The organism is Rhodococcus koreensis, assembly GCF_017068375.1.
Taxonomy (GTDB): domain Bacteria; phylum Actinomycetota; class Actinomycetes; order Mycobacteriales; family Mycobacteriaceae; genus Rhodococcus_F; species Rhodococcus_F koreensis.
In genome coordinates, this window is the sequence record NZ_CP070612.1 from 76,836 (window position 1) to 88,672 (window position 11,837).

The window sequence follows — 11,837 nt, forward strand, 5'->3', positions numbered from 1 at the left end:
AGAGCATTTGACTGACACGGTGGAACCGCGTGTAGCGCAGCGGCCGACGAGAGCACAGAGCGCCAAGCTGGCGAATTGGCTGGTTGTCGAAACGCTCGGGCGGTGGTCCAGTGAGGATCCAACACTGATCGCGGAGGGTGGGGCACCGAAGGAGTTCACCAGTCTCCGCAATCGAAAGTGGAGCATCGCCCGAAGCCCCAGCGAGGGCGCACAGATCAGCAAGTTGGCGAAACTGCTCGTCGAGGCGGTAGCGGTCACCGGCGAGGAGCAGGTGGAGCTGCTCACAATCGCCAGCAAAACGCAGGGAGACATACGGGCTCGGTTTTCCGGCCACCCAATCTTGTCCGCCCGCGGCGAGGTCTTCGGTGTGGAGCTGTGGGTCGGCGACGCACGCCAACCTGTTCCTGCTCGACGCTCTGTGGGGGCGTTCGAATGGGATTATCAGACCCAGGTCACCGAGCATGGGCCAGGCTGTGAAGAAAGCATCCTCGGTGCCGACGCGGCCGTCGAGCGCGGTGTGCAGGATGTCTGGAAGTTCTTTGGTGGTTTCGAGCGGCTGAACGAATACGAAGACTACGTAAAAGATTTCGCTATCGGAGCGAAGCCAGCTGGTGCACCGTTTGCGTCGAAGGTGACGATCAGAGGGTCGCAGCCGCGTTTGACCTATATGGCAACACGCACACGGGAAACTGCGGAGGGGAAGAAGATCAGCGGGGTCGTCCACGACATCACCTCGGCCGAGAATCGCCCCCAGCAGGATTTCAGCCTTGACGCGTTGCGGACGGCTGCGCGACTGATTGCGGAATCTTCACCCGATCCTGTCGGGGTCTGCCAGCTCACCCTGGCGACAGGGATCTTTCTGGAGTGGTATCACAATCCGCCCGGATCGCTGTCCCGGTGGGCGACTGAGGTTCCCGAGATCCACGAGAAGAGCATCCCGGTACTTGAGCAGGCCAGAAATGACCTGCGTAAGGGGGAAATGACCCGCGTCGACCTGGCGCTCTTCCTCCGGTTCGCCGGCGACGAGGGGTGGACTCCTGCCGACCTGACCATCATCGCTGCGGAAGAAGCAGATCCGGCGAGGGGAGTGGAGGCCCGTCAGGGCATCGTTCAGGCACGACCGGGTACAGGTCCTCTCTGCTGGTAGGCACCGGTATGGGGTGCGAGCCGGCTGGCGCGTCGTAGATACGTGCAATGCACGTTCAACGCGACAGGTGGCGGGTTCGCACCCACTATGGTTCTTCAGCAATTGCCATTCGGCGATAGCCTGACGAACGCGGAGGAGACCGGATGAGTACGAATTCAACTGAGAGCGAAACACTTCGAGACGATCCGGACCGGGTAATGAATGTCGGACCCGGCACCGTCGAGATCCCTGTACTGGCGCTCACCGAACTGCTCGAGGCCACCACCGAGTTGAACGAAGCTGCTGGGCCACGACCTAGCGCCGCGCTCGAGGCCGCGTTGCTGCGGGTGGGTGCCGCTACCTCCAGTGTCGTGTTGCCGCACATTATCGACACCGTCGAACGCAACGCCGGCCCGGGACGCGAGCTTCCGAAGTTCCTCGAGTACATGTTGGCGGAGCACCTGGACCAGCCAGCGGATCGACCGGGTGCGCATCCTCGCAATCTCGACGACCGGCTCTACCTTCGGTGGCTTGCGCATCGGCCGATCGATGTCGACGCCGCCACGATCGAGAAGTTCCACCGTCGATGGGCTGCGCGGGACAACAACCGCCCCTGACCGGTCCGGTCCGGATCGTCGCGGTCATCCCCGCCGGTCCTTTCGGCGGCGAGCGATCAACTCGGCGCGGGCGACCCACTCTTGCTGAGCTTCACGCTGCCGCCGATCCCTTTTGCGCTGGTCGACGAGCGCGGTGTGTTCGGCGATCGCGGCGCGAGCGGCTCGACGGCCGGGGGAGTCGGGGCCAGCAGCATCCGCGTAGCGAGCGCGCTCGGCCGCAAACTCGGCCGCCTGCCGTTCCCGTTCGGCTTTCTCCTGGTCGAACGCAATCTGTGCGAGGACATGCGGAGGGAAGGCGAGATCTTGTTGCCCTAGGAGCCAGCGGACGAATGCAATCGGAGACTTCGGGGTCGGGGTCACCCGACGGGCGGCCGCCCAGGTGTCGATCGTGTCGTTGAGGTCGGCCGCCGTCCAACCATGGGCCGCTGATTCGGCCAGAGCCGGTCCCCAACCCCGCGAGGTATGTTCCCGTGCCCATGCCCCCGTTCGTGGACTGCTGAGCCATCTGGCGGCGAGCAATACGCCCTTCCGGTTGGCTGCGGCCTTCTCGCGTTGAACCCTCGTCTCAGGGCGCCGCGAAGCGGCTCGTTTTTTCACAGATCGCTTAGTATTAGAAACCTCTCTACGAGAGGAATGATCTAAAGAGTGACCCCTACGGGGGTGGGGTGCCATTTGTATGGATCCGCCCGCTGAGATGCGGGTTTTATCCACAGGCTTGCGCGGGTGCAGCGCCCACACCGATGCCCATCCACGGGCCTGGTCTCCGACTCTGTAGGAACCGAAGCGTTCGTGGCGGCGGCGGAGTCGGCCACGAAGGACTTCGGTGGCGACACCGAGCATCTTGAGGGCGAGCTTGGCGCGTTGCACGGTGCTTTTGCAGTACCCGGTCCGTTCCATCAGGGTGTCGTTCTTGAGTCGGGAATTCTGTCCGGTGTCGTGGTTGGCGGCGGCCGCCATCTCAGAGGCGACCTTGAGCAGTGCCTTAAGCGAGATGCCACCGCCTCCGCGAATCCGGCAAAGAGCGGGGCGAATGATGAGGTAGAGGCGCATGTATGCCTCACGGACCTCGATCTCAACCCAGGTTTGCTCGCCGCTCCATACGGCGATGCCGCCGTACGCGCCGTCGCCGAGGTCGAGGGCCACCCTGCAGAATCGCCGGCAGGCTTCTTCGCGTCCGCCGATCGCGCTGATGAACGCTGGGGTCAGCGATTGGCACTGATGCCCGCAGACGTGCCCTGGTATGGCGCGCGGTGTCCGCGCCGTGCCGTATCGGGGCCGCGCAGGAGTGCTACCGCGGTATCGGGTTGTCGCGTACTCGTGAGTCGAGACACGCGCATGGATCGTTGAACCTGCATCAGGGTACGCAGTGTTACCCTGGGCTCTGTCACGCAAGACAGTCCCTTCGGGGAATAGCAGTACCGCTGAGAGAGAGTTGCTCGCTCACTCTCGCCAACCTCGAGGACCCCTGTTCCGCGCCCACGGAGCGGGGGTTTTTCGTATCTCGGGTCTGGCTGCGTAACTGCTAAACGAATATGGCGGCAATCAGTAGGAGTCGCCCAACCCCAACCGTTGCTGAATTTGTCGTTCAGGCCGTCAGCGGAAGCACCTCCTGGCCAAGTTCGCGAACGAGATCGGGGCGGCCGACGTAGAGACTGAGAACATCAGCGATGAGCTGGCTCTCCGTAAGACCGAGTTCCGCCCTCTTCTGATCGAGGAGATGCTTCACCGCTACAGGCACGCGCCCGGAGACCCCAATACGTGGGCCTTTGTACGGCTGAGCCATTTGATGCGCCCCTCTCTCTTCGACCGGCGCTCTTTGCCGGTTGACCACCGCGGCTGATTCTGCCGCAGATTCAGGCCTCCGGACCGCCGACACGCCGAAGCTGCGGCAGTTTGGGAGCCGGGCTCCAACGTTGGCGTGCGCCAATACCCAACAACCTCGACGTCGCGATCAACAAACGCGAACATTAATTGCGGACAAGCCTACAGATTGTCCACGCGTGTCGTGCGGTCCGCGACAGTGCGCTCCCAAGCGGCTGCGACGTCCTCCAGCTTGACCGCGTAGAGCTCCGCGAAGGCGGATGCCAGTGCGGGATCGTAAGATTTGCGGCCACGCTCGATCTCGGACAGAGACGTTGGCGAAATAGAGAGCTCCTTCGCCGCGGCCCGGCCGTTGAACCCGGCGTGAAACCGCAGGTCGGCCAGTCGGAGTTTGCCGGACGGTATCGGAGTGAGGTCGGCCGGGGAGATCCCAAGGGCTTCCGCCATCTTCCTGAGCGCCGCCGGAGTCGGCGCGGCTTTCCCACGCCGCCAAGTAGATACGGCCTGGTGGCTCATCCCGATCTTGTCGGCGAGGTCTTCGGCGGTGATCTTCTTACGTGCGAGCGCACGGTCGAGCGCGGCACCACTGAAGCCGCGTACGCCGATGCGCGGCATCGAGTCTCCCTGCTGCAGATCTGAACTTTCCCCACTCATTGTTGCGCCCTTCTGGTCGATCGCTGCACAAATCTCCGCACATCAATTGCGTACATTAATAGCGTCGACTAGCATTGTCGGTGAAGGAATCGAGTAGGCAGCTTCGGGGAGGAGGTCGCCGGCATGTCACTCCCGCATTCGTTGCGCAAACAATGTGCGCGTGCCTATACTTTCCCGGCCACCCCTCACGGGGTCTTCCTTGAGCCCGGCTCCGGCCACTTAGGTTCGAGACGTAGCGCGGTGTTGTGCATACACGCACACACCGTTTCCCAGTCATATCCAAGATGGGTTGAATCGTTGCGCTCGAACTGGTTTGCGGTATCTGTCACGGGGTCTTCCCGTGACTTCCGCATGCGCTCAGCCTGTTTCGGCGTCATCGAGAACGCGAACCCCGGGCTACGTTTCGCCTCGCCCATTACGGCGGCTCGTACATCCGTCGGATTCGTCCCCGGTCAACGCCCATTCGACCGGGACTCTGACCATGCGCGACGTCGCGCTTCCCAGCTTCCGGACTCGCGCGCTGGCCCCATAGATGAGCAAGCCCCAGGTGCGGTGATGATTGGCGTCCTCGCCCGCACCTGGGGTTCTACTCCCCGCAGCGTTTCAACGCGTAAACGTCCACGCCGCAGGATCTCGGATCCTCGCGGGCCATTTCTGTACCCAGTTGGAGGCTCCGATGTCTTTGGGTGCCCAGATCCACCCGACCACTAATCGTACTGCTGCCCCGTTTTCGTTACAGGCAGATTCCAGCGAGTCCGTTCCGCACGTTCCGATCTCAATGAGTGAGGGGGTGCGACCGCTCAGCGTCGTCGCTCATTGCGCTGGTCGAGCTCCTGGTCACAGGTGCTACAGCATCGACCTTCCCGGGTTTTCGACCTGTCCGGCGGGCCACTCGCTGGTGCCGTACTCGGCGCCGTGGATTGGCATCCAGCCAGCCGTCTAACTCCAGGCTGCGCTCATTCGGGGCGGAATCGGATGACAACCAACCGAACTTCCGGTGTCCGTCCTGACGTATATGCGTTGCGTAACAACCGTTTTCATGATTCTGATGGAGGAGTAAGTGATGTTCAAGGTCGCCAGATCGACGAACAGGACCGGTGGCCGGCACAGGCGCGGCTCGAATCGGACCGCGACGGTGTGCGCGGTGCCGATTGCGTTGTGCCTTGTGTGTGCCGGTGTTGCGCAGGCAGCTCCGGGGCAGCCTGGGGTAGCGGTGCCGCCGAGCCAGCAACCTGGTGTGACGGCTCCGACCGCTCCGCAGGCAGAGCGTGAATTCTTGCCTGGGTACCAGCCGTCGGAGCAAGTTGAGAACGCCGAGTGGCGGTCGTACGAGGATTACCAGCAGGGTTATACCCAGCCGTCGTACGTCGAACCGTCGTACGACGAACCGTCCTACGTCGGACCGGCCTACTACGACTATGAGGACAGCGCTCCCAGCTTTGTCGAGCCGCAGCCTGAGGTCGTGACCCCACCTCCTCCGCCGATGGTGCAGCGGCCTGGGATTGCCCCGATTCAGGCGCCGCCGAACAAGCTCCTGTTCGGTGCCGCACTCTTTGATCGGCCTTGGTTCGTCCCGGAGCGGGAGGGCCAGCAGCTCAGCAACACGATGTCTGCGATCCAGGCGGATGGCGGGAACTTCGTCACCTCGCTCGGTGTGCCGACGAAGCAGGCTGATCGGCTTGTGGCGGGCGCGGTGACCGGGGCGGCGCTCGGCGGGGTCGGTACGGCGCTCGCAGTGGGTGCCCCGATGGCGGTGCTCGGTGGGGCGGCTGGCGCGATGGTCGGCACCGTCGTGGGTGTCGCGGTCGGCTCGACGTTGGCGTCGGTGTTCATCCCGGGTGTTGGCATTGTCGTCGGCCCCGTCATCGGGGGCGTGAACGGCCTGTGGATCGGCGGGGCTGCGGGTGCAGCCGCACTCGGGATCCCCGCGGCAATGGCCGGTTTCATTGTCGGCGCGGTCGCGGGCGGGATCGTCGGAGCGACCGCATTCGGCGGTGAGGACGTAGTGATCGAAGAGCCTGCACCTACCCCGGCGCCGGAGGCACCCGCCCCGGCCCCGTTGTGGATCCCGCCGGTGGTCGACGCCCAGGCAGTGACCGGGCAGACGCAGCAGGCGATTGAGCAGGTCGAGGCGGTTCCCGGCGGCACTGAGGTTGTCGAGCAGGTGCGTGAGTACACCGAGGCGACACCGGAATACGCAGCTCAGACGCAGCAGACGTTCTCCGAAAGCACCTCCGCGGTACGTGAGGCTGCCCTCGCGCAACCCGGCGGCGACCAGCTCGTCGCGTCGGTAGAGCAGGCCGGGGCGGATGCCGCGGCTGCCGCTGGGCCGGTGATTGAGCAGGCCGGAGCTGCATGGAATGCGTTCACAGCGGGCCTGAACGCGTAGGGGAGTGCGGGGTGTGCTCGGTGCAGTCGTTGCCAGCGGAAATCGAGGAGGGATCTGACCATGTCGCCGTCGTCTGATCGTGGTCCCGTCACCCGGCCGGGAAGCCGACCGTGGGAACGCGGACAACGTACGAATGCTCCGGGCACACCTCGTGCACCGAGGCGACCGGCAGCACAGGCACCGCCCCGGCATTTTGATGCGCGGTCGGTGAGCGAAGCGCAGGCAACGAAGCCCGCACCCCCGCGACCTGCGGAACGCCCCAACCCGAAGCCCACCCCGAAGAAGCCCGCCCCGAGGCCGATGCGGCAGCCAAGCGGTCGCCGTCGGCCGATGGCGTGGGCCGCGGTGTCGGCGGTGGGGTTGGCAGCGGTGGGGTTGGTCGGTGCCGGAGTTTGGGCGTTGATGCCGGAAGACTCCACGGGCAGCGACGAATTTGTCGACGGAATGTCGTCGATGATGACCTCCCCGGCGAATCCGGCGGTCCCGGAAGCGGTGTCTTCCTCCGTCGTTGGGGCGCCGGCGCCGGCGTGTGCGGAGTTCAGCGAGGGCGGAGTCGTCACCGGGGCCGGCCCAGGCGGATTCGCCTCCGGACCGGAAGCGATTCTCGGCTTCGACTACGCCTACTACGTCGATCGCAGCGGTGCGAGAGCCCGGGAGTTCACCACACCGGACGCCGCGGTCGGTACTTCCGAACAACTGCAGAAGGAAGGTATCGACACCATCCCCGCCGATACCCGCCACTGCCTGCGGATCACCACCCGCGCACCGGACGAATACAGCGTCGAGCTGACGCACATGGTTCCCGGAGCGGATCCGGTGGTGTGGACACAGCTGGTGCGCACCCGAACTGAGGGCGGACGCACCCTCCTCGCCTCCATCACCGATACCACTGGAACGGAGAAATGATGCAGCTCAACCTATTAGCGCGGTCTGCCACGACCGCTGCGCTATGTGTGGCGGTGACGGCCGCGGCCGCCACTACTGCGGGCGCGCAGCCGGTCACGCCAAGCGAGTGGCCCACAACGACCACCACCGACCCGTGGGATACAGGGTCACTTACGCCGACCAGCTCCGGCCCGACGTCAGGGAACGATCCGTGGTCGAAGGTGACCACCACAACCTCACCGGGTGCGGCGAACGCGCAGAGCGATGGGTGCCCGATGCTGCACGTGATCGTCACGCAGGGCACCACCGAGTCGAGTGAGGGCACGGACCCCAAGCAGGACACCGGCACCTTGTCGGCGGCGATCCTGCCCGTTCTCAGCGAGTTCGGCGGAATCAGTGACTCGGACCAGTTCGCCCGCACCTATGTTCCCTATCCTGCCGACTACGGACTCGCCGGGACCTCCTACGAGAATTCGTACCAGCGTGGCGTCGACAACACGCTGAAAGTCGTCGCAGACGAAGCCGCGAAGTGCCCCAGCACGAAGTTCGGGTTCCTCGGCTATTCACAAGGCGCGAACGTCGCGTCGACAGCGTTGCGTCTCATTGGGGCTGGTCAGGGTCCGATCGCACCGTCGCGAGTCGCGATGGGAATGCTGTTCTCGGACCCGACCCGCGACCAGGGTGACGGGATCTTCCCTGGACGTCCTGTCTCCCAACAGCATCCCGATCCGGCGCCCGGTACCCGCGGCAGCGAGGTTGCCCGGATCGACGCTCCGGCCGCCACCGGGCAGACCACGGGTGGGGGCATCGCGCCATTGACCGCGGAGACTCCGAAGACATTCGGTGCGCTGACCGGCCGGGTGGCGTCGGCGTGCGCTGCGGGGGACCTTGCCTGCGACACACCTGCGGACGCTCCGCTGGCGAGGTTGGTGACGAACGTGTCGGGCCGGATGGATCTCGATACTCGCGACCCGGTGGGCATCTTGATGTCTGCGTCGGAAGTGTTGGGCACAACCGCGCTGAAGATGACTGCCGATGTGATCGAGAACGACATCGTCTCCGCGGATGGCACGACCCGCGGTCTGGACTACCGGCCGAAGGATTCACTGTCGAACCGCGCAGCCGACGCCTCGAACCCGGAGCACCAGGTCGACGCGTTCGCCGCGATCGACAAGGTCCTCGGGATCGGGATCAACACCGCGGTCGCGTTCGTGAAAAACGTTGTGACGATGGAGAACATCGCTCAGGTCGCCGCCGTGGGGCTGGCGAATCCCGCGGCTGGTCTCGCACTGTTGGCGGCGAGGGCGGGGGAGGCTGCTTTGCAGCTGCTTCCGGCGAACATCACCAACAAGACCGCGAAGGCAGTGCAGACCGTCATTCAGAACGAACTCACCGACAACGCCGGCCTGGTCGAGATGGCAACGGACGTCAAGTACTGGGCGGTGCGCGCGAATCACGAGTCGTATCAGCGCGACGCGGTCACCTCCGGCGGCGGGACGTGGTTGACGTTCGCCACCGAGTGGATCAAGGCCGTCATTCGTGACCTGGAGGCCGGGTCTTCTCTGCCCGCAGCAGCGTCCGGGGCGTTCTCGCGGACTGTCCCGGTCACTGGCCAGGGCTCGTACCAGGGCCTTCCGGGTTTGCAGTGGTCGCAGCCGGAAACGCAACAGCCAGCGGCGGCATACGACTTCACCGCACCGGTTTCCGTCGCACCGGCCTATGCCCGACCGGAACCGGCCTCGTCCGAGACGGCGGTACCGACGTCCTCGACGCCACAGGATCCGTGGCTGATGGTCTCTACCACCGACGAGGACTCGTCGGGCTGGCTGACACCAGGCAATTGAGGGAGCACAGATGAGCCAGAACTGGATGGACGGGTTACGCGACGACGAGCCGCAGCTCCCGGCGCAGTGGAACGACGATCTCGACGAAGACTCCGAGACCGGGCGGGTCTTCCCGCTCCGTGACGATCGAGCGGCGATGAACGTGTCGCCTGAGCACAACGACTCGCAGCGGGAAGACATTACAGCCGCTCCGAAGCCGCTCGCGGCTGACGACACCGCACCCGACGCCGCTGCGGTCGGCGTGTCCTCGGTCTCGGTGGGCTCACCCTTGCCGGTAAGCCCACCGGTGCGGGTGCCCACCGACGCTGCGAAGCTTCCGCGCCTGGGCCAGCGCAACGACCTGGTCGTCGAGCAGGTCAAGCCGGTGCCGAGGTCAGGCTGGCGGCGTGCGCTGTTCATGGCGTCACTCAAGACGATCAACGCGGGGGAGAATCCCGCGGACGTGCGCGAGCATGAGATCGACATGCGCATCGCCGCACCGATTCGCAGTGACCACAAGATCACGGTCGCCGGCCTCAAGGGCGGGGTCGCCAAGAGCACGGTGTCGATTGCACTCGGGCACGCATTCGCGTCGGTGCGCAGCGACCGGGTGCTCGCGGTCGACGCCAATCCGGACGCGGGGGTGTTGGCCGAGCGGATCGCGCAGGTCGGCCCCCGCGCCGGGTACGCACCGACGATCTACGACCTGATCGCAGACACCCGACACGATCGCTACTCGGACGTCCGTGCACACACGCTCGAGGCCGAGACCGGGTTGCAGGTACTCGCCTCACACGACGACCCGGCCCGGTCGGAAGCGCTGAGCGAGAGCGACTACCGGCAGGCGATGACGATCTTGCAGGACCACTACCAGGTGCTGGTGTCGGATTGCGGCACCGGCATCACCCACCCGGTGATGTGCGGCGTTCTCGATCTGACGGACTCGCTGATCGCACCGACCAAGCTCGACGTGTCGGCGGTGACCCGTACGAACGCAATGCTCGATTGGTTGGATGCCCATCACTACCAGCAGCTTGTGCAGCGGTCAGTGGTGGTCATCTCCCGGATCTCCGGTCAGTCGAAGACTCCGCTGTCCGAGCAGCAGGTCCGGGACTACTTCGACGGCCGTGTGCGGGCGGTAGTGACGATTCCGTTCGACCGGCACCTGGATGAGGGCGCGGAAATCTATTGGGAGCGGCTTCAACCGGCCACCCGCCATGCGTACCGGGGCCTGGCGCAGTTGGTGGCCGAGGACTTCGGGCACACGGTACGTCCGGAACCTGCCCTGGTGGAGTGGTCGAAATGAGTGCCGCGTGGCACGCCGAGCACGGCGCATCGGGCGCAGCACCTGCGTTGCCCCCTCATCCCTTGGTCGAGCCGCCGCCACCGGAATGCCAGGCCGATATCTGGCCCGAGCCGGTGTACGTACCCGACGACCGACGTACCCCGTCCTGGTGGCTCGTCGGTGCCTGCGGTGGGGCGGGGGTGTCGATGTTGACCGCGTCCTGGTCGATCGCGGGGGATACCCAGCGCGCCTTTCCTGGCGGGTTCGAGGAGGAGTCGCCGTTTGTCCTCGTCGTGGCCCGCGAGCACGCGGCCGGAATCGGGCAGGCCCACGACCTGCTCACACAACACCTGTCCGGGTATGGCGGGCCGACGACGCTGCTCGGGCTGGTCACCGTGGCAGCCAAGCCCGGAAAGCTCGCAGCGCCGCTGCGCCAACGCCTCGAGGTCGTCGCGGGTCTGGTCGATGACCGGCATTGGCATATCCCGTGGATCGAACAGTGGATCTCCTTGACCCCGAGCGAGCTTCCCTCCTGGAGCCCTGGTGATCCGATCGGCACCGGCCGCAAACGTGAACCGCCGGAGACCACGGTGCCCCGTGAGGTGGCCGCGGCCGGCGAATCCATCCGCGCCACCATCCTGCAATTTTTGCAAACCCCTACAGAGGAGCGACAGCGATGATTCACACCTTGTTCGACACCGCCCACACGGTCTACCTCGCAATCCCGCAGCCCGATCCGGTCCAGCCGCCTGGTGGGGGCAAACTCTGGCAGTTCATCGGGGTGACGCTGTGGGTGCTCACCGCCGGTGCCGTCTTGGGCGTCATGGTCGGCGGCGGCTGGATGTGGGTCGACCACGTGACCGACCGCGGCGCGACGAGCGGGAAGGGCATCAAGATCGTCCTTGGCGCCGTCGGGGGTGCTGGCGTGATGTCGATCGCCGCAGCCCTGGTGACCTGGGCAATGTCGTGATCCTGCACACCCAACCGGCACCGCCGACGAGGCCGTTGCCCAAGGAAGTGACCGATCCGATGATGCAGCTCCTCGGGTTTGGCGTGTATTTCGCCGGGGCCATTTTCGTGGTCGCCATCCTCGCCGGGGCCGGCTTGCTGTGGTGGGTGTTCTGGCTCGGCAATCCCACGACGGCGGTTGTCCGCAAGATCGCGTGGGTCATTGGCTCGGCGATCGCCGTCGGCTCGGCCGGCCAGATCGCCGGATTCGTCCTGTCCTAGCCCTCAA

12 protein-coding genes are annotated in these 11,837 nt (G+C 65.3%); 11 read left to right on the forward strand and 1 reads right to left on the reverse strand.

Annotated elements, in window-relative coordinates; translation table 11 throughout:
- The first annotated feature begins 7 nt into the window (after positions 1 to 7).
- From JWS14_RS49365 to JWS14_RS49380, 4 genes are all read left to right on the forward strand, one after another.
- Positions 8 to 1,147, forward strand: coding sequence for a GAF domain-containing protein (locus JWS14_RS49365; RefSeq protein ID WP_241031949.1), 1,140 nt, complete (start codon positions 8 to 10; stop codon positions 1,145 to 1,147).
- Positions 1,148 to 1,290: 143 nt separating this feature from the next.
- Entirely contained in the window at positions 1,291 to 1,743 is a 453-nt protein-coding gene (locus JWS14_RS49370) for a hypothetical protein (RefSeq protein WP_206017371.1), read from the forward strand.
- 81 nt (positions 1,744 to 1,824) lie between these two features.
- A complete protein-coding gene (locus JWS14_RS49375) occupies positions 1,825 to 2,058 on the forward strand; it encodes a hypothetical protein (protein ID WP_206017373.1) in 234 nt (77 codons plus the stop codon).
- 474 nt (positions 2,059 to 2,532) lie between these two features.
- Positions 2,533 to 3,090, forward strand: coding sequence for a hypothetical protein (locus tag JWS14_RS49380; RefSeq protein WP_206017375.1), 558 nt, complete (start codon positions 2,533 to 2,535; stop codon positions 3,088 to 3,090).
- 636 nt (positions 3,091 to 3,726) lie between these two features.
- Here JWS14_RS49380 and JWS14_RS49385 read toward each other — a convergent pair.
- Positions 3,727 to 4,179: a helix-turn-helix transcriptional regulator gene (locus tag JWS14_RS49385; protein WP_206017377.1), complete on the reverse strand. Its 453-nt coding sequence runs from the start codon at positions 4,177 to 4,179 to the stop codon at positions 3,727 to 3,729.
- Between the two features lie 1,315 nt (positions 4,180 to 5,494).
- Between JWS14_RS49385 and JWS14_RS49390 the strand changes: the two genes are divergently transcribed.
- The 7 genes from JWS14_RS49390 to JWS14_RS49420 all read left to right on the forward strand — a co-directional run bounded on the left by JWS14_RS49390 (position 5,495) and on the right by JWS14_RS49420 (position 11,830).
- Complete coding sequence (locus tag JWS14_RS49390) at positions 5,495 to 6,607, forward strand: hypothetical protein (protein ID WP_241031950.1); 1,113 nt, start codon at positions 5,495 to 5,497, stop codon at positions 6,605 to 6,607.
- Between the two features lie 207 nt (positions 6,608 to 6,814).
- Positions 6,815 to 7,513, forward strand: coding sequence for a DUF8176 domain-containing protein (locus JWS14_RS49395; RefSeq protein WP_206017381.1), 699 nt, complete (start codon positions 6,815 to 6,817; stop codon positions 7,511 to 7,513).
- Positions 7,514 to 7,713: 200 nt separating this feature from the next.
- Complete coding sequence (locus JWS14_RS49400; RefSeq protein WP_206017383.1) at positions 7,714 to 9,336, forward strand: cutinase family protein; 1,623 nt, start codon at positions 7,714 to 7,716, stop codon at positions 9,334 to 9,336.
- A gap of 10 nt (positions 9,337 to 9,346) precedes the next feature.
- Positions 9,347 to 10,621, forward strand: coding sequence for a MinD/ParA family ATP-binding protein (locus JWS14_RS49405; RefSeq protein WP_206017385.1), 1,275 nt, complete (start codon positions 9,347 to 9,349; stop codon positions 10,619 to 10,621).
- Positions 10,618 to 11,280: a hypothetical protein gene (locus JWS14_RS49410; RefSeq protein WP_206017386.1), complete on the forward strand. Its 663-nt coding sequence runs from the start codon at positions 10,618 to 10,620 to the stop codon at positions 11,278 to 11,280. Before JWS14_RS49405 ends, JWS14_RS49410 begins: the two co-directional genes overlap by 4 nt.
- A complete protein-coding gene (locus JWS14_RS49415) occupies positions 11,277 to 11,570 on the forward strand; it encodes a hypothetical protein (RefSeq protein WP_206017388.1) in 294 nt (97 codons plus the stop codon). The genes JWS14_RS49410 and JWS14_RS49415 overlap by 4 nt, the downstream gene beginning before the upstream one ends.
- Entirely contained in the window at positions 11,567 to 11,830 is a 264-nt protein-coding gene (locus JWS14_RS49420; protein WP_206017389.1) for a hypothetical protein, read from the forward strand. Before JWS14_RS49415 ends, JWS14_RS49420 begins: the two co-directional genes overlap by 4 nt.
- The last annotated feature ends 7 nt before the right edge of the window (positions 11,831 to 11,837 follow it).

Coding starts and splice junctions, on each gene's coding strand:
- JWS14_RS49405 (WP_206017385.1), top strand. CDS start 9,347: ATGAGCCAGAACTGGATGGACGGGTTACGCGACGACGAGCCGCAGCTC.
- JWS14_RS49415 (WP_206017388.1), top strand. CDS start 11,277: ATGATTCACACCTTGTTCGACACCGCCCACACGGTCTACCTCGCAATC.
- JWS14_RS49370 (WP_206017371.1), top strand. CDS start 1,291: ATGAGTACGAATTCAACTGAGAGCGAAACACTTCGAGACGATCCGGAC.
- JWS14_RS49385 (WP_206017377.1), bottom strand. CDS start 4,179: ATGCCGCGCATCGGCGTACGCGGCTTCAGTGGTGCCGCGCTCGACCGT.
- JWS14_RS49410 (WP_206017386.1), top strand. CDS start 10,618: ATGAGTGCCGCGTGGCACGCCGAGCACGGCGCATCGGGCGCAGCACCT.